Annotated in this window: 23 protein-coding genes and 1 riboswitch; of the genes, 15 read left to right on the top strand and 8 right to left on the bottom strand. The window is 70.3% G+C overall.

Annotated elements, in window-relative coordinates; genetic code table 11:
• Positions 1–40 precede the first annotated feature (40 nt).
• The 3 genes from ACI2K6_RS12540 to ACI2K6_RS12530 all read left to right on the top strand — a co-directional run bounded on the left by ACI2K6_RS12540 (position 41) and on the right by ACI2K6_RS12530 (position 1,770).
• Complete coding sequence (locus tag ACI2K6_RS12540; protein WP_274178830.1) at positions 41–517, top strand: carboxymuconolactone decarboxylase family protein; 477 nt, start codon at positions 41–43, stop codon at positions 515–517.
• A complete protein-coding gene (locus ACI2K6_RS12535) occupies positions 514–1,236 on the top strand; it encodes a tyrosine-protein phosphatase (protein ID WP_274178829.1) in 723 nt (240 codons plus the stop codon). The genes ACI2K6_RS12540 and ACI2K6_RS12535 overlap by 4 nt, the downstream gene beginning before the upstream one ends.
• Positions 1,237–1,308: 72 nt before the next feature.
• Entirely contained in the window at positions 1,309–1,770 is a 462-nt protein-coding gene (locus ACI2K6_RS12530; RefSeq protein WP_354450097.1) for an SIP domain-containing protein, read from the top strand.
• 6 nt (positions 1,771–1,776) lie between these two features.
• On the opposite strand, the gene ACI2K6_RS12525 is transcribed toward ACI2K6_RS12530, so the two are convergent.
• The 4 genes from ACI2K6_RS12525 to ACI2K6_RS12510 all read right to left on the bottom strand — a co-directional run bounded on the left by ACI2K6_RS12525 (position 1,777) and on the right by ACI2K6_RS12510 (position 5,950).
• Positions 1,777–2,241, bottom strand: a complete 465-nt coding sequence (locus ACI2K6_RS12525; protein WP_404568746.1) for a Fe-S oxidoreductase — start codon at positions 2,239–2,241, stop codon at positions 1,777–1,779.
• Positions 2,238–3,077 (bottom strand): arginase family protein, encoded by an 840-nt coding sequence (locus ACI2K6_RS12520; RefSeq protein ID WP_404568745.1) that lies wholly within the window; start codon positions 3,075–3,077, stop codon positions 2,238–2,240. The genes ACI2K6_RS12525 and ACI2K6_RS12520 overlap by 4 nt, the downstream gene beginning before the upstream one ends.
• An 84-nt stretch (positions 3,078–3,161) precedes the next feature.
• On the bottom strand, positions 3,162–3,896 hold the full coding sequence (locus ACI2K6_RS12515; RefSeq protein ID WP_112617301.1) for a PspA/IM30 family protein: 735 nt from the start codon (positions 3,894–3,896) through the stop codon (positions 3,162–3,164).
• Between the two features lie 41 nt (positions 3,897–3,937).
• Entirely contained in the window at positions 3,938–5,950 is a 2,013-nt protein-coding gene (locus tag ACI2K6_RS12510; RefSeq protein WP_404568744.1) for a TPM domain-containing protein, read from the bottom strand.
• 181 nt (positions 5,951–6,131) lie between these two features.
• Between ACI2K6_RS12510 and ACI2K6_RS12505 the strand changes: the two genes are divergently transcribed.
• The 5 genes from ACI2K6_RS12505 (at position 6,132) to ACI2K6_RS12485 (ending at position 9,462) form a co-directional block, all read left to right on the top strand.
• A complete protein-coding gene (locus ACI2K6_RS12505; RefSeq protein ID WP_404568743.1) occupies positions 6,132–6,965 on the top strand; it encodes a DUF3097 domain-containing protein in 834 nt (277 codons plus the stop codon).
• A 49-nt stretch (positions 6,966–7,014) separates the two neighbouring features.
• A complete protein-coding gene (gene trmB / locus ACI2K6_RS12500) occupies positions 7,015–7,764 on the top strand; it encodes a tRNA (guanosine(46)-N7)-methyltransferase TrmB (RefSeq protein ID WP_112617298.1) in 750 nt (249 codons plus the stop codon).
• A gap of 15 nt (positions 7,765–7,779) precedes the next feature.
• A complete protein-coding gene (locus tag ACI2K6_RS12495; protein WP_274178823.1) occupies positions 7,780–8,637 on the top strand; it encodes a CPBP family intramembrane glutamic endopeptidase in 858 nt (285 codons plus the stop codon).
• A gap of 19 nt (positions 8,638–8,656) precedes the next feature.
• Positions 8,657–8,722, top strand: a riboswitch (guanidine-III (ykkC-III) riboswitch).
• A gap of 10 nt (positions 8,723–8,732) precedes the next feature.
• Entirely contained in the window at positions 8,733–9,047 is a 315-nt protein-coding gene (locus tag ACI2K6_RS12490; RefSeq protein WP_114588482.1) for a multidrug efflux SMR transporter, read from the top strand.
• A 1-nt stretch (position 9,048) separates the two neighbouring features.
• Positions 9,049–9,462 (top strand): multidrug efflux SMR transporter, encoded by a 414-nt coding sequence (locus ACI2K6_RS12485; RefSeq protein WP_274178822.1) that lies wholly within the window; start codon positions 9,049–9,051, stop codon positions 9,460–9,462.
• On the opposite strand, the gene ACI2K6_RS12480 is transcribed toward ACI2K6_RS12485, so the two are convergent.
• A complete protein-coding gene (locus ACI2K6_RS12480) occupies positions 9,394–9,573 on the bottom strand; it encodes a hypothetical protein (RefSeq protein ID WP_112617295.1) in 180 nt (59 codons plus the stop codon). The genes ACI2K6_RS12485 and ACI2K6_RS12480 overlap by 69 nt on opposite strands.
• A 159-nt stretch (positions 9,574–9,732) precedes the next feature.
• On the opposite strand from ACI2K6_RS12480, the gene ACI2K6_RS12475 reads away from it, so the two are divergent.
• Together ACI2K6_RS12475 and ACI2K6_RS12470 are read left to right on the top strand one after the other, a co-directional pair.
• Positions 9,733–9,924 carry a hypothetical protein gene (locus ACI2K6_RS12475; RefSeq protein ID WP_274178821.1) on the top strand — a complete coding sequence of 64 codons (192 nt, stop codon included), beginning with the start codon at positions 9,733–9,735 and terminating at the stop codon, positions 9,922–9,924.
• A 113-nt stretch (positions 9,925–10,037) separates the two neighbouring features.
• Entirely contained in the window at positions 10,038–10,520 is a 483-nt protein-coding gene (locus ACI2K6_RS12470; protein WP_404568742.1) for a pyridoxamine 5'-phosphate oxidase family protein, read from the top strand.
• 75 nt (positions 10,521–10,595) lie between these two features.
• On the opposite strand, the gene ACI2K6_RS12465 is transcribed toward ACI2K6_RS12470, so the two are convergent.
• Positions 10,596–11,432 (bottom strand): alpha/beta hydrolase, encoded by an 837-nt coding sequence (locus tag ACI2K6_RS12465; RefSeq protein ID WP_323986285.1) that lies wholly within the window; start codon positions 11,430–11,432, stop codon positions 10,596–10,598.
• Between the two features lie 117 nt (positions 11,433–11,549).
• Between ACI2K6_RS12465 and ACI2K6_RS12460 the strand changes: the two genes are divergently transcribed.
• Positions 11,550–12,350, top strand: a complete 801-nt coding sequence (locus ACI2K6_RS12460; RefSeq protein ID WP_354450103.1) for a DNA-formamidopyrimidine glycosylase family protein — start codon at positions 11,550–11,552, stop codon at positions 12,348–12,350.
• 4 nt (positions 12,351–12,354) lie between these two features.
• On the opposite strand, the gene ACI2K6_RS12455 is transcribed toward ACI2K6_RS12460, so the two are convergent.
• Positions 12,355–12,867, bottom strand: a complete 513-nt coding sequence (locus tag ACI2K6_RS12455) for a MarR family winged helix-turn-helix transcriptional regulator (protein ID WP_282501325.1) — start codon at positions 12,865–12,867, stop codon at positions 12,355–12,357.
• Positions 12,868–12,986: 119 nt separating this feature from the next.
• On the opposite strand from ACI2K6_RS12455, the gene ACI2K6_RS12450 reads away from it, so the two are divergent.
• From ACI2K6_RS12450 to ACI2K6_RS12440, 3 genes are read left to right on the top strand one after another with little or no spacing between them, the layout of a single operon-like run.
• Complete coding sequence (locus ACI2K6_RS12450) at positions 12,987–13,373, top strand: hypothetical protein (protein WP_404568741.1); 387 nt, start codon at positions 12,987–12,989, stop codon at positions 13,371–13,373.
• Entirely contained in the window at positions 13,370–13,720 is a 351-nt protein-coding gene (locus tag ACI2K6_RS12445) for a peptide ABC transporter permease (RefSeq protein ID WP_274178815.1), read from the top strand. The genes ACI2K6_RS12450 and ACI2K6_RS12445 overlap by 4 nt, the downstream gene beginning before the upstream one ends.
• Positions 13,721–13,762: 42 nt before the next feature.
• Positions 13,763–13,975, top strand: a complete 213-nt coding sequence (locus tag ACI2K6_RS12440; RefSeq protein WP_114588477.1) for a hypothetical protein — start codon at positions 13,763–13,765, stop codon at positions 13,973–13,975.
• 87 nt (positions 13,976–14,062) lie between these two features.
• On the opposite strand, the gene ACI2K6_RS12435 is transcribed toward ACI2K6_RS12440, so the two are convergent.
• Complete coding sequence (locus ACI2K6_RS12435) at positions 14,063–14,575, bottom strand: hypothetical protein (protein WP_404568740.1); 513 nt, start codon at positions 14,573–14,575, stop codon at positions 14,063–14,065.
• A 362-nt stretch (positions 14,576–14,937) separates the two neighbouring features.
• Between ACI2K6_RS12435 and ACI2K6_RS12430 the strand changes: the two genes are divergently transcribed.
• Entirely contained in the window at positions 14,938–16,095 is a 1,158-nt protein-coding gene (locus tag ACI2K6_RS12430; RefSeq protein ID WP_404568739.1) for a hypothetical protein, read from the top strand.
• Positions 16,096–16,110: the final 15 nt, after the last annotated feature.

The following is a 16,110-nucleotide window of genomic DNA, read 5'->3' as shown; positions in this document are numbered from 1 at the left end:
TTCTCCCGCGACGGGGGAGGGCGGTGGATAGGGTTGACGCATGAATCCGGAGCGGCGCATCCATCTCGCCAAGGCGGCTCGTCCGGCCTACGACGCGCTCGACGCGTTCGCCCGCACGGTCGGGACCATCGCGCAGGATGCCGGCATCGACGAGCGTCTGAAAGAGCTCGCGCTCGTCCACAGCTCGCAGCTCAACGGCTGCGCCTACTGCGTGCGTGTGCATGTGGGTCGGGCGGTGGCTGCCGGTGTGACGGCCGACGAGATCGCCCAGCTCGCCACCTGGCGCGAGTCGGGGGTCTTCGACGAACGCGAGCGTACGGCTCTCGAGCTCGCCGAGGCGTATGTGCACATCGCCGACGAGGGCGTCTCGGACGAGCTGTACGACCGCGTGGGCGGGGTCTTCTCCGAGGCGGAGTACGTCGCGCTGAGCTGGCTCTTCATCTCGATCAACGCGTTCAATCGCCTGACGATCGCGGGCCGGTACCCCGTGCCGCCGCTCCCGCGTCCCGGCGGATGAGCGGCGCGGCATCGCTGTCGGTGCCGGGAGCCCTGAACTTCCGCGACACCGGCGGCCTGCGGGCGGGAAACACCTCGACACGATCGGGCGTGCTCTACCGTTCGGGCAACCTCTTCCGCGTCGACGACGCCGGGCGCCGCGCTCTCGGCGCGCTCGGGCTGCGTCGCATCATCGACCTGCGCGACGACGACGAGGTGCGCTCCGAGCCCACGGTGCTCGGAGATCTCTCCATCGAGACCCAGCGGGTGCCGCTGTTCCTGGGGTCGGTCGCCTCGCTGTTCCGCGCCGACATGTCGCTCGAGTCGATGTATCGCTCGCTCATCGACGACTCGGCTCCGCGCGTGCTCGAGGTCGTCCGCGGGGTCATCGCCGATCAGCCGGTGCTCGTGCACTGCACGATCGGCAAGGACCGCACCGGAGTGACGATCGCGATGATCCTCGCGGCAGCGGGAGTGGACGAGGATGCCGTCGTCGACGACTACGCCCGCACGGAGACGTTGCTGCCGGCCGAGCGCAACGCGCCCATCCTCGCGTATCTCCGCGCGCACCACCCCGACGCCCCGCAGCTGGTCGACCTGGCCACGCGGTCGCCCGCGCCGGTGATGCGCGGGCTCCTGGCCGACCTGCGCGAGCGATTCGGTTCCCCGGCCGACTACCTCCGGTCGCATGGACTCGCCGACGACGAGCTCGCCGAGCTGCGCCGCATCATCCTGATGTGAGACCTCGGGGGGCCGTCCGGTTTCGGCTACGTAGGTAAGGCATGCCTACACCGCGGGTATAGTGGAGTCATCATGACCGAGCTCCACAGCGCCGCCGCCTGCCGCGCCTCGAAGCACGTCCGGGTGCAGCACCTGGTGACGGCCGACGAGCACTCGCTCGCCGAGCTCGAGGCGCTCCTCGCCACCCTGCCGCTGTGCTCGACCGGCCGGGTCTTCATCGAGGTGCCCGACGCCGCCTGGATCGGCACCGTGTCGGCGCCGGCCCGCATGGTCGTGACCTGGCTCGACCGTTCACGCCGAACCGGTGCTCCGGGTTCGGGCCGGGGCTGCGGGTCGGGCGAGGCGCTCTCTCGCGCGGTCACCGCGTGGGCCGACGAGATGCTGTGCACGGATGCCGCGAAGGCGACGCGCGTGCACCTGCTGGGCGGGTTCCTCGGCACGGTCGACATCGTCGATCACCTCACCGCGCGCTGCGGAATGACCGCCGCGTCAATTCACACGCCCGAGCGCTTCGGGCTCGCGACCGCCCGCTGAGGTCCGTCAGCGGCTCTTGGCGCGCCGGGGGATGTAGTTGCCGTCGGCCAGTCCCGCGTCGATCTCGAATCGGTTGCGCAGGGGATCGCGGCCCGCGATCAGGTAGAGCAACGGCATGAGGAGCCCGTATCGCCGCCACTGCCGAGCGTGCACGGCCTCGTGCGTGAGGATCCGCTCGCTCGGTTCACGGTCGCCGGTCAGGAAGCACGACCCGACGCAGACGCCCCCGCGGCCGAACGTCCATTCCGGCATCCCGCGGAAGACCCACAGCCCCTGACGTCGCTCGACGCGGCCGGTCGACCACAGCGTGCCCCAGACGAACCCGAAGGCGGTGCCCGCCCGGGCGCCGAACTCGCTGACGGGGGAGTCCAGCAGCATCCGGGGGATGAGCCGGTCCACCGCCGCGCCTCGCGCGACCGCCGCGTCGGCTCGCTGCCGCCATCCGGCGGGCGGGATCCGGACGCTGCTCACGCCAGAGCCCCGACGACCCGCAGCACGGAGCCCATGTCGTCCACGACGGCCTCGGGATGCGGCGGAGCGAACCCGGAGACGGACGCTCCGGCGAACGAGAACCGCCCGCGCAGGATGCCGATCGCGTTGGTGAGGGTTGGGATGTCGATTCCGAACGGCACGGCCGCGCTCACACCCGTGATCGCCGCGGGGTCGAGGACGTCGAGATCGACGTGAACGTAGACCGAGCCGGCGCCGGTGGCAGCGACCGCGTCCGCCAGACGGGCGGGATCGGCCAGATCGTCGACGCCGAGATGCGTCAGACCCGCGATCTTCGCCGCATCGGTCTCTGCGTCGTCGAACTCGCGGGCGCCCGCAAGGACGATGCGATCGGCGGGCACCGCGGCATCCGGTGACAACGGGGTCGTCTCGAACACCGCGCGCAGGGCCATCCCCGCGAACGCACCCGAGGAGGACGATTCGGGGGTATGCAGGTCGGCGTGCGCGTCGAACCAGACGACGGCCATGTCGGGATGCAGCGCGGCCGCATGCGCGATCGCCGGCACGGCCACTCCGCAGTCGCCGCCGACGACCAGCACGTGGCCGCTCGGGCTCGCGCCGTCCGCGGCACCGTCGGCCTCGGTGAGGGCGGCCGTGACCAGGTCGCGGGTGCGCTGGAGCGAGCTGAACCGCCGGATGCCGCTGCCGAGCGCCTCGCCGGCCTCGATCGGCACGTCGACCCGGACGGTCGCGCTGCGCGGGAGGTCGCCCGCGATCGCGTCAGCGCCGTCGATCAGCGTCATCGATCGAGTTGAGGGCGAGCCCTGCCATTGCGGGACCACGATGAATCGGGTCATTCCTTCGTCCTTCGTCGGGCGTTCTCAGCGGTTCGAGCGTCGACGCCCGGGCGGCAGAGCCGGCCCGGGCGTCGACATCGGCACTCAGCGCTCGATGGCGCCGGCGGCTCCGCCCGTCTTCAGCGCGGCGAGTCGCGCCTCCACCTCGGTGAGCTGGCCCACGTCCTCGAGGCTCTCGAACTGCGCGTCGAGGCTCGAGGCGGCGAGTTCCTGCTTGCCGGCGGCGAGCGCCTCCTGGCGGCGGACCTTGTCTTCGAAGCGTCCGAGCTCGCTCGTCGGGTCGAGTACGTCGATCGACTTGACGGCGTCGTGGACGCGGTTCTGCGCCTCGGCAGTCTTCGCGCGCGCGAGCAGCTCGGAGCGCTTCGCGCGGAGCTGGTCGAGCTTGACCTTCATGCCGTTGAGGCCGTCCTTGAGCTTCTCGACGACCTCGGTCTGGGTCGCGATCGTCGGCGCGATGGTCCGGGCCTCGTTCTCCTCGCTGATCTGACGCTGCAGCGCGACCTTCGCGAGGTTGTCGAACTTGTCGGCGTCGGCGGTGTTGCCCACCGCGCGCAGCTCGTCGGCCTTCCGGCTCGCGGCGAGGGCCTTGTTGCCCCACTCTGCCGCGGCCTGGACATCCTCCTGGTGGTCGCGCTCGAGCAGGCGCAGGTTGCCGATCGTCTCGGCGATCGCCGACTCCGCGTCGGCGATCGAGTTGGTGTAGTCCCGCACGAGCTGGTCGAGCATCTTCTGCGGGTCCTCGGCCTGGTCGAGGAGGGCGTTGATGTTCGCCTTCACGAGCGTCGAGATGCGACCGAAGATGGACTGCTTTGCCATCGGGGTTCCTTTCGTGGGTGGTCGGGAAGAGGGAGAAGTCGTCAGAATCGGCCGCCGCCGCGCCGAGAGCGGCCGCCGCCGAACCCGCCGCCGCCGCTGCGACCGCGTGAACCGCCGCCGAACCCGCCGCGCGAGCCGTTGAAGCCGCCGCCGAAGCCGCTGCCGCCGAAGCCCGACGAGCGGCGTCCGGACGACCCGCCCCCGAGGAGCGAGTTCAGCACCATGCCGCCGATCATGGCACCCATCATGCCGTTCGAGTTCGATCCGGGGGAGCCGGTTGCGAAGCCGCCGACATCGGTGCGTGCCGCGTCGATGGCGAGCCCGCTCAGCTGGGTGGCGCGCGTCGCGTCGGCCAGTGCCCGCTCGGGTTCGATCTGCGCGGTCGCCTCCGCCCGGTCGAGCGACGCGCGAGCTTCCGCGACTCGCGTGCGGGCCGTCGCGCCGACGGCTCCGCGTCGCGTGCCGATGTAATCCTCGGCGGCCGACACCTGCGCCCGGGCCTGCTGCAGCTGCTGTTCGAGCGTCTGTCGCGCGCGGGCGGCTCGCTGCGCGGCATCCCGGGCGCCGGCCAGCGCGGCGTCGATCGCCGAGTTCGCGCCCAGCAGCGTGGACAAGGCGGCCTGCGGGCGACGGTGCTCGCCGGTCAGCTGGGAACGGGCGGCGTCGATGTGCTGCCGGGTGGCGGAGGCGACCGCGGCGAGCGTGCCGTCGGGGTCGGGTACGCCGACCGCTGCCGCAACGTCCTGTTCGAGGTCCGTGATGAGCGCCGCAGCGTCGCGCTCGGCGGTGGCGAGATCCGCGGCGACCTTCTCGACCGCGGCCTCCAGCTGAGCGGCCTGCGCGACGGCTCCTTCGGCGGCACGCAATGACACGGCCGCCGCAGCGCCGTCCCCCGCGGCGATCGAACGCTGCGCCGTCGCGAGCTGCTCGTCGGCGTAGTCGAGGCGGCTGCGCACCTGCTCGGGGTTGTCGCCGATGGTCGCGAGTTCCTCGGGGGCGTACGCCGATCGAAGCCGCTCGAGAGAGGCGACCGCTCCGTCGAGCCCGGTTCCGGCGGCGCCGCGTTCCTGCTGGATGCGAACGAGCGCTTCGGGGGCGTTCTGCTCGAGGTCGCGCAGACGGTCGAACTCCTCGGCGCGCGCGTCGAGCTCGGAGTCGGCGTGCGCGCACAGCTCGAGGATGCGGGTGTGGATCGCGCGGACGTCCGCCTCGGTGTCGGGCTGATGGTCGTCGAGGCGCTGCTGCAGCGTGAACGCCTCGTCGAGGTCTCGGCGTGCCTGCGCCAGGGTCTCGGCGAAAGCGGTTGCCGCCTCGTCGCCGAACTGCGCCGTCGCGAAGCCGAGCTCCTGCTCGCTCGTCCGGATGGCGTCGTCGGCTGCCACGAGCGCGCTGGCGGAGCGCCGGGCGAGCTCCTCGATCGGCTCGGCGGCCGCGCCACGGGCGGAGCCGGGGCCGGCGCCCGCCCGACGACGGCGCACCAGGACGACGATGACGGCGATCACGGCACCGACCGCGAGAATTCCGAGGACGATCGTCAGGCCCGACATGCCCGAGCCGCCCGCCGCGCCGCCGGATCCACCGACCGCCGCCGCGAGTCCGCCGGCGGCGGCGAACGCGGCGCCGCCCCAATCCTCCGACCGGAGCTCTGGAAGGATGTCGCGCGTCTCGATGTCGCCGAGCGTCTCGCCGTCGACGGGGCCGTTGGTGTCGCCCGACAGGTAGAAGTTTCGCTGCTCGGTCGCGATCGCCAGTACGTACTGGTCCACGCCGAGGCCGCCGCGCTGGGCGACCGCGTTGGCCCAGCCCTCGGCGTCGGACGGGCTGGTGAACGCGTCGACGTACACGACCCACAGGTCGATGCCCGCCTCCGAGCTCAACGCGGTGAGCCTCTCGTCGACGGCACGCTCTTCGCCTGGAGTCAGCGCGTCGGCCTGATCCACGACGCGTCCCGAGCCGAGGTCGACCGGGTCGGTCGCCCAGGCCGCGGCGGAACCGCCCGCGACGAACATCAGGCTCGCCAGAATCGAGAGCGTCACCGCTCGGAGCACGCGCATCCGTTCCCCTTCCGAGGTCGGAGGACCGGCCTCGTCTCCACTCTATTGAGGGCGTCGTGCCTGAGCCTATGCCGGGACTGTGAATCAGCGGCCAGCGGAATCGCGGCGCGGATACCCGGCGACGGGAACGGCCGCGGTTACGCTGACCCGCGGCCCGACGGGGCGCGAGGCGGGAGGAACCATGGACGACAGATACGGCACCGATGTGCTCGCAGCCGGATGGCGCGATGCCGGACGCACGGTGGTGCCGGAGGTGCCCGCCGATCCCGATCTCGTCGTCGAGGTGGCGGCCGACGGCTACTGCGGAGCGGTCGTGGCCGTCCGCGGCGGGAACGTGGAACTCGAGGACCGCCTCGGCAAGGTGCGTCTGTTCCCGCTCGGGGGCGGCTTCCTCGTCGACGGCGAGCCCGTCAAGCTCGTCGCTCCGAAGGCCGCACAGCCCGCGGGTCGGCTGCGTACCGCTTCGGGGTCGTTCGTCGCGCCGCAGCAACGGGCGCGCGTGGCACGCGCGTCGCGCATCCTGGTCGAGGGACGACACGACGCCGAACTCGTCGAGAAGGTCTGGGGCGCCGACCTCCGCGTCGAGGGCGTCGTGGTCGAGTACCTGCAGGGGATCGACCTGCTGGAGGACCTCCTCCGAGACGAGCCGCCCTCTGCCGAGCGTCGCTACGGGGTGCTCGTGGACCATCTGGTCGCGGGCTCGAAGGAGACCCGCATCGCGGAGCAGATCCTGCGTGGTCCGCACGGTGCCCACCTCAGGATCGTCGGGCACCCCCACATCGACGTCTGGCAGTGCGTGCGCCCCGAGGCCGTCGGCATCCGCGCGTGGCCGCAGGTGCCGCGCGGCATCGAGTGGAAGACCGGCGTCTGCCGGGCGCTCGGCTGGCCCGCCGAGGACCAGGCCGACATCGCGCATGCCTGGCAGCGCATTCTCGGATCGGTTCGGACGTACCGCGACCTGGATCCTGCGCTGCTGGGCCGGGTCGAGGAGCTCATCGATTTCGTCACGGCCTGACGCCCCAGGTCCGCTCGGCGCACCTCCCGTCGCTCGATACCCTGGACTCATGCCGCAGACCGACGCGCCCGACACCGGTGACGAACCCCGCTACCGCGAGCGGCCCGTGTCGTTCGCCCGCCGCAGCGGGCGGATGAGCGACGGACAGGAGCGCGCCTGGAACCAGCTCGGCGACTTCTACAACGTCCCCGTCGAACGGGATCAGGCTGTGCTGAGCGTCCGGCCGGGCTCGGAGGTCGACCCCGCCGCGCTGTTCGGTCGCAGCGCGCCGCTCGTGGTCGAGATCGGCTCGGGCCAGGGGCACGCGATCGTCGCGGCTGCGCAGGCCGCGCCGGAGACGGATTTCCTCGCCGTGGAGGTGTTTCGGGCGGGGCTCGCCCGCACCATGCTCGACGCCGATCGTGCGGGCGTGCGGAACCTCCGCCTCGTCGAAGCGAACGCGCCCGAGGTACTCGAGCACCTGCTGCCCGCGGCATCCGTCGACGAGCTCTGGATCTTCTTCTCCGACCCGTGGCACAAGACGCGTCACACGAAGCGGCGCCTCATCTCGCCCGACTTCACGCCGCTGGCGGCGCGGGCGCTCAAGCCCGGGGGCGTGCTCCGACTCGCGACCGACTGGGAGGACTACGCGCGCCAGATGCGCGAGGTGATGGGGGATGCCGCGGGCTTCGTCCCCGACTTCGAGGATGACTGGGCGCCGCGTTTCGAGGGCCGCGTGATGACGGCCTTCGAGCGGAAGGGCATCGCCAAGGGGCGCGACATCCGCGACCTCGCCTATCGCCGTACCGACGCGGTCTGACGGAGGGCGGACGCCGTGAAGACGCACCCGGGACTGGCCGCCCGCCCCGTCGTCTCGGCGAGCACCGTGCCCGCCCTTCTGGTCTGCCTGGCGGCGCCGGCGTTCTTCGTGCTGCTGCAGCCCTGGCTCGGGTGGACGCTGCTGGTCCTGGGGCTCGTCTCGGCTCTCGGCGTCGACCGCTGGCGGGTGGGTGAGGAGACGCGGCCCTCGCTGGCGCGCGATCTCTCCCTGATCGCCCTCGGTCTCGTCGTCGTGAGCCTCATCGACCTGAAGGCCGAGCTCGACAACCTCGCGATGCTGCGTTTCACCCTCGCGCTGGGCGGGGCGGTGCTGCTGCCGTACCTCGTCTCGCGCTTCGTGTATCGCGATCACGCCATCCGCTTCCCCTGGCGCGGCGGAGGGCGCTGGACCACCTTCCAGTGGGTCTGGCTCGCCGCGGTCCTCGTGCTCGGCTGGCTGATCCTGCCGTTCTACTTCATCACGTCGGGCGTTTACACCAACTGGCCCGTCGTCGACACCCCCGACCTCATCGCGCGCCTCTTCGTCGGCGTCGGCGCCGTAGGCATCTGGGACGAACTGTTCTTCATCTGCACCTGCTTCGCGCTGCTCCGGCGGCACTTCGCCGATGTCTCGGCCAACGTCCTGCAGACGATCGTGTTCGTCTCATTCCTCTGGGAGCTCGGCTACCGCGCCTGGGGACCGGTGCTGACCATCCCGTTCGCGCTCTTGCAGGGCTACATCTTCCTGCGCACGCGGTCGCTCACCTACGTCGTGACGGTGCACCTTCTCTTCGACGCGGTCGTCTTCGGCGTGCTCGTCCACGCGCACAATCCGGGTCTCCTCGACGCGCTGTTCCTCGTCCCGGCGCCCTGACCCGCGGCTACGCTGGGTCGCGGGGCCCCGACGCGGGGCCCGCGGACGAGGGAGCAGTACCCGCAACGGACAAGACTGACTCGGACAGGTCTGTCATGGCATGGGTGATCCTGATCGCAGCCGGCGTCCTCGAGGCGGTATGGGCTGCCGCGCTCGCGGCATCCGAGGGATTCCGCCGCAAACGGCCCGCGTCGCTCTTCGTCGTCGCGCTCGCCGCGAGCATGGCGGGCCTCGCATACGCGATGACCGAGCTGCCGACCGGCACCGCCTACGCCGTCTGGGTCGGGGTCGGAGCGACGCTCACTGTCGTGTGGGCGATGGTGACCCGTCGCGAGCGCGCGTCGACCGCGCGCATCCTCCTGCTTCTGCTCCTGGTCGCCTGCGTCGTCGGCCTCAAGGTGGTGAGCTGACATGACGCGTGCATGGACGATCCTGCTCGCCAGCGCGGTCTGCGAGGCTGTCTGGGCGACGGCCCTGGGCGAATCGGACGGGCTACGCGACCCCGTGCCGAGTGTCGTGTTCGCCATCGGTCTGCTGCTCAGCATGCTCGGGCTCGGACGCGCTATGAAGCACATTCCGATCGGTACGGCCTACGCGGTCTGGGTGGGGGTGGGCGCGGCGCTGACCGTGACCTGGTCGATCGCGACGGGCGCTGAGGCGTTCGCTCCGGGCAAGGTGGTCTTCATCGCCGGCATCGTGGTCGCTGTCATCGGCTTGAAGCTCGTTCCGGCCACGAGCAGGACTGCGGCGCGAGGGTCACAGCCGAGCGAGGAGCGCGGGACCGAAGACGAGAGCGGCGGCGATCGGCACGACGAGCGCCGCTAGGGCGATGATGCCGAGGATGGCGATGTTGCCCAGGATCGAGCCGAGCAGGGCGCGACCGCGGCCAGCGGCGAGGTGGATGCGGTCGAGGGGAGAGAGGGGAGCGGCGGTCACAGTTCGACGCTACGAACCGGTGGCCCTGCGACGCGTCGGTCGATCGGCTGAGAAGCATCCCCCTGCGGGATGATCCGTGCCTCACGTGTGTCAATACCCTCGGTCCGCGCCGGCTCGGTGCGTAGCGTCGCGGTCACGCAACGACGAGAGGACGAACACATGAGTGACCGAGAGCGTCCCGACATCCCCGGCGACGACATCGAGACCGGAACCGCCACCGGCGGGGCATCGGCCTTTCCGGGGGCTCCGAGCGCGGCGCCCGACGAGCCCGCACCGGAGGGCCATGGTGGAGATGCCGACACGACGACCGATGGCGACGGTCAGCCGCTCGAGAACCCCTCGGGCGGTTGAGGGGTCGCGCGACTGTCGCGCATCGAGTCGGCTGTCAAGACGGCGACCGAGGGCTGGTCCCGGTGCGAGCCTGGACCCACGGATGACGACCACGCCAGATCGAAGGAGAAACGATGAGTGACAACGAAGACCCCCGCGCGATCCTGGCGGAGCTGCTGCCCGAGTTCCGGTTCGCCATGGTGACGACGGTCGACGAATCGGGGAAGCTCACAGCGCGCCCGCTGACGGTGCAGGAGGCCGAGTTCGACGGAGACCTCTGGTTCGTCGTCGACCGCGGATCGTCCGTCGCGACGCACGTGGCCTCGCGGGCCGCCGTCGGCGTCGCCCTCAGCAAGGACGACGCGTGGGTCTCGCTCGCCGGTGAGGCGACCATCGTCGACGACCGCGCTCGCCTCGAACACTACTGGTCGAGCACTCTCGAGGCCTGGTTCCCCGACGGCCCGGACGACCCCAGCATCACGCTGCTGCGGGTCGACGCGATCTCGGGGGAGTACTGGAGCAGTGCCGGCGGACGCATCGCGACCGCCATCGGCCTGATCAAGTCGAAGATCACCGGTGAGACCTATGAGGGCCGCAACGAGAAGCTGGACCTCTGAGTCTTCGGGCCTCTACGCCACGATGGGCCGTCGCCGCTGCTGCGGGACGGCCCATCGTCGTCGAGCGGAGCAGGCCTACTTCGCGAGGAAGGCGAGCAGGGCGTCGTTGAACTCGCGGGCGTGGCTCACGTTGAGGCCATGAGGTGCGTCTTCGATGAGCGCCAGCTCACTGCCCGGAAGCTGCTCGTGGGTCCGCTTGCCCGAGCCTTCGAAGGGGACGGTGCCGTCGCCGTCGCCGTGGATGATCAGCGCGGGCACGGTCACCGCGGCCAGATCGCGGCGGAAGTCGGTCGTCGCCCACGCCTCCATCGACTTCAGTGCCGCGTGGTGGTCGGCCTGGCGCGCGAGCGCGAGGGCCTCCTGGCGCTGCTCCTCCGTGACCTTGAGCTCGCCGTCGACGGAGAAGAAGGCGGTCGTGAAGCCGTCGTAGAAGGTCGCTTCATCCGCGCGGAGGCCGTTCTCCATCTCGTCGGCGGCCTCCTGTGTGAGCGGGCCCTCCGGGTTATCGGGCGTCTGCGCGAGGTACGGCGGCACCGCGGCGGCGAACACGACGCTCCGCAGCCGATCCTGGCCGTGATTGGCGACATAACGGGCGACTTCGCCGCCTCCCATCGAGAAGCCGACCAGGGTCACGTCGCGCAGGTCGAGGGTGTCGAGGACGGATGCCAGGTCCTGAGCGAACGTGTTGTAGTCGTAGCCCGAGCGAGGCTTGTCGCTGCGCCCGAAGCCGCGGCGGTCGTAGGCGACGACGCGGTACCCGGCGGCGGTGAGCGCGGGAATCTGCTCGGACCACGATTCCGCCGACAGCGGCCAGCCGTGGATCAGCACGACCGGGCGACCCGATCCGCCGGTGTCGTCGACGTGCAGCTCGATGTCGTTGAAGAGGCCCTTGTGGGCGGTGATCTCAGTCATGCCCACATCGTCATCGCTTCCGAAGCGTTTTTCGAGCAGTTGACGGTTCTCGGAGCCGAGGCTAGGCGCCCGCGGCAGACTGGAGGAATGAGGTCGGCGTGATGTCCGGGGGAGCCCGTGCCGGAAGGTGACAGCGTCTTCCGCATGGCAGCCCGGCTCCGGCCTCAGGTCGTGGATCGGACGATCTCGTCCGGAGAACTGCGCTCTGGCCCGGCGGCCGGGACATCCCTCGCCGGTTGGCGGATCGCTGGGCTCGAGACCCGGGGCAAACATCTGATCACCTGGCTGGATCCCGATTTCGCACTCCACACGCATCTTCTGATGCAGGGGTCGTGGACGGTCACCCGTTCGGGGCGCGTCGTTCCCGTGCGCGTGCAGCCGGCCGTGCGTGTGCGAGCCGAGTTGGACGACGGCGCGACGCTGTGGGGCATCGACATGCCCGTCGTCGAACTGCTGCGCGCGAACGGCGTCGCGACTGCGCTCGGTCACCTGGGGCCGGACCCGCTGCGCGACGACTGGGATGCCGTCGAGGCCCTTCGGCGGCTCGATGCTCGTCCGGATCGGACGTTCGCCGGCGCTCTGCTCGATCAGCGCAACATCGCGGGTCTGGGGAACCTCTGGGTGAACGAACTCGCGTTCCTCTCGGGTGTCCACCCGTTCGACCCCATTGCGACCGCTGACCTCGAGTCGCTCGTCGCCCGTGCCGCGCGCGCTCTGCGCTTCTCCGCGACAGTGCCCGGTATGTATCAGGTGACCACCGGCACCGCGCGTCGGGGGAGCGCGCACTGGGTGGCCGGCCGCGCCGGCAAACCGTGCCTCAGGTGCGGGACGCGCATCCTCGTGCGCGCCGAGGTCGCGGGCGATTCGGAACAGCGGCGCACGTGGTGGTGTCCCGCCTGCCAGCCGCGCCGAAGCTGACGGATCAGCCGGCCGGCGCTGCTCCGCGCTGGCGCTGCAGACTAGGGGCCGGTTCGACGGAGTCGACCGCATCTTGCATCCGCGAGAGGAAGTCGATCACGGCCGCGGTCGCCTCGGGCGTGGTCTCGTCGGCCACCTGATGCATACGGTCGTGCATGGCCGACAGTGTGGAACGGACCTCGTCGTCTGCGCGTTCCGTCGGTTCGAGATAGACGCTGCGCCGGTCGCTCGGATGCGGCACGCGACGGAGGTAGCCGGCGGACTCGAGGCGGTCGAGAAGGCTCGTCGTGCTGGCCGTGGAGATGCCGAGGTACTTAGCGACGTCCCCCGGCTTCACGGGAACGTTGCGCGACTGCGCGCGCAGAAGCTGACGGATGACCAGCAGCTCGTTCTCTCCCATCGACATCGACTCGCGCGTGCGGCGTCGCATCGCCGCCTCGGCCGCTTGGTAGAGACGCAACGCCTCGAGCGCGCTGGTCGCGCGCTGACGATCGTCGTTGTAGAAGAAGCCGCTCATCTGCACACCTCCGCGGTCCTGGCTGATGCGTTTTACCTTACCAGATATCTAACTTGACGAGATACTTTCCCAACTAGTAGCGTTCCCAACAAGTCATCCAGCATCTGTGAGGAGCAACAATGGGCCAGCTGTTCTACGGCAACGCGTCCGAGTCGATCGAGATCCCGGACCGCCTGCTCGCGCACCTCAAGGTGCTGACCGCGACCAAGCTCCGCCGCTCCGAGAGCTTCACGCTCACCTGGCGTCACGGCGCCGACATCGCGGCGGGGCGTCAGACCATCTGGCTGCAGCCCGCGATCCCGCTCCGCTTCGTCTTCGGCGGGGCGGAGATGGAAAAGCTCGACTCGGCGCTGCTCACCGAGATGGCACGGGCGGCAACTTCCTCCACCGGCCTCGTCGTCGACTTCGCGGACTTCGACGCGGCTCCTGCTGCCCCGATCGCCGATGCTCCCGCCGCTGCCGAGAGCATCGCAACCGCTCCGAGCGCGCTGGCGACGGCAGCATGACCCTGCTCGAGCGCGCCCCCGAAGCGCCGCGCATCCTCACCGCCCGAACGATCACCTGGTCGACGGTCGCCCCCGGTTTCTACGTCGCCTCCACCGACGGGGAGTTCGTCGGATCCGTCGACACCTCTTCTGACGGGCACTTCATCGCGTTCGACGGTCAGGCCACCCCCATCGGCCGCTTCGCAACGCTGAAGGAAGCGCAGCACTCGCTTCTGACGACCGAGGCGCCCGGAAACCGGGCTCGGAAGTCCCGCGCACGTCGTCATCTGCGGATGACGGCCACCGCCTCGGGCGCTGTCGCGGGCGCACTCGCCCTGACCGCCGGAGCACTGGCTCCGTTCATCTGAGACCGGACGGCATCGGCCGTCGCCGAAGAGAAGGAGAACGCCATGAGCAACGATGACACCCGTCGCGAGACCGACGAGAACGCTTACGAGGGACCCGACGTCGAGGTCTCCACGGCCGACACCGACGGCGACGGTACGCGCGAGCCGGGAGGTCTCGGCAAGGACGGCACCATCCCGAGCAACCCGGACGGCGTCGCGGCCGGACACACCGGAACCGCCTCGACTTTCGAACCGGAAGAAGACGAGAAGTCCTGACCCGATCGATGTGCCCGGAGACCTGCTCTCCGGGCATTTTCGCGTCAACCGGGGTGTTCTTGCCTGGACGACGCGACGTTCACAGAGTCACAAGCCGTCAGCAGGCTCCGTAGCCGTGGACCACTGATCGAAGTCATCCGCGTCCGGGGCGATTCGACCCCAGCTCGCATCGACGGTCATGTCGGCGTTCAGCAGGCACGCGTACTCGAGCGGCGCATCGACCGTGGGATCGGTGACGGGGACGACGACGTACCAGAGGCCATCCGGGCGGAGCGCGGATCGGGCACTACCGCTCTCGACCGTGGAACGATCGAGTTGCTCGGACGCCGGAGCGTTTCCGTCTCTGACCGCGACGAGGCACGCATCGAGCAGATCGGATGTCGACAGGGACGGTGCCGGCGAGGAGATCGGGGGCGTCGTCGAGTCCGGCGTCGCGGACGGTTCCGGCTGAGCCGTCGGTGACAGGGTCTCGCTCGGGGTCGGCGATGGCGAGGGTGCTGCCGCGCCGCCGATGCCCGGGGTGGCGCACCCCGCGGTGAGCAGCGCGAATGCGAGGATGGCTGGCACACTGATGCGACGCCGAAGGACGATGCCGGTCATGGGTACTCCTCGTTATCAGTTCTCGACGCTTGCGGGCACGCGGAAGCTGTCTCCCTCGTACTGCCAGATGTCAGGCCAGCGCGCGATCACGCCGTCGCGCTCCTCCGCGCGCGGCATGCTCGGCAGGCGTCTTCACGCTGTAGGTCAGGGCTCGGGCGGGTGTCGCAGAGGCGAGCACCAAAGAGCCAGCCGCGACGGATCCAAGCAGCACCGCGCGGCGGCTGAGCGCGCGCGGGGTCTCGTTCTCGTCCGTCGACACGAGAAGAACCTAACAGGAGGCTGAGATTCCGCCGAGGTCCGGGTGAGCCGCGTACCCGGGACCCACGGATTCTGATCGCGAAAGATCCCGCCGATAGGGTCGGATGGTGCTCCGCCTGATCTTCTTCGCAGCTGTCGGCGCGCTCCTCGGTGGCGCGGTGGTCGAGTACGTCGGGCCGCCGGACGCCGGCTGGGCGATCATCAGCATCGCGCTTCCGGTCGCGATCATCAGCGGGACGTTCATCCTCATCGGCCGATCGATGGCCGGGGGAGTGGCGGTATCGAAGGACGATCTCCGTCGCGCTCTCGATTCGCGGCGGCTCGGCCTCGCCCGCGTCGATGCGATCCGGCAGACCGGTACCCAGATCAACGATCAGCCGTTGTGCGAGATCGATCTGACCGTGCGGCCGATCCAGGGGGAGGCGTACGCGACCACTCTGCGCACCGTCGTCGCCCTGACGGAGCTTCCCGCGTTCCAGCCCGGAGTTCAGCGCCAGGTCGCCATCCTTCTCGACGGCGGACCCGAGGTCGCCTTCGTCGACGGTGAGCTCTCACCGTCTGAGGTCGGCAACCTCACGGTCCCCGATCGGTCGTCGGTTGGGTTCGTCCCCATCGCGAGCCACACCCGGATCTCCGGCGGGCGCCGCAAGGGGCCGCTGATCGGCGTGGGCAGACGCGGCCGGCCGCTGCGCCTGCTCGTGTTCACGGCTGTCGCCGTCGCGGTGGCCGTCGCTGTCGTCGCGCCCTATCGGGAGGCGGTGGCACAGACCGTCGAGGCGGTGCTCGACGGCAGGGCGCACGTCGACATGCGTCAGCCCGGGCCGCTCGCCCAGGCCCAGGCCGCCCTCGAACGCGAGATCGGCCACGACCGCGTGAGCTCGATCTACGTCACCCCGGATTTCGTCATCGTCGAGGCTCCCGTCACCGCCGGCACCACGCATACCGACAGGTGGATGTACCGCGGTGGTCAGGTGGAGCATTCCGGCGCCGTGTCGATTCAACCGAAGTCGGCCACGGAAGCGTTCTCATGGGAAGACGTCGATCTTGCAGGCATTCTTCCGGCCATGGAAGAGGCTGCGTCCCAGAGCGGGCTCCCCGTCGATGACGCGGGGGCGACGGTCATGCGCACGTGGGGTGGCGCCGAAGCGGTGTCATCCGGAGAGAAGTCGGGGCCCATCGAGATCAACTTCTCACTCGAGGACGACTACGAGACCGCGTCGTTCCGGATGTCGGCTGACGGCAGCGGGCTCACCCGCGACTGACCCCCAGGCCGGCGC

The organism is Microbacterium sp. NPDC006705 (genome assembly GCF_044903545.1).
Classification (GTDB): domain Bacteria; phylum Actinomycetota; class Actinomycetes; order Actinomycetales; family Microbacteriaceae; genus Microbacterium; species Microbacterium plantarum.
This window is presented reverse-complemented; position numbering and strand designations above follow the sequence as displayed.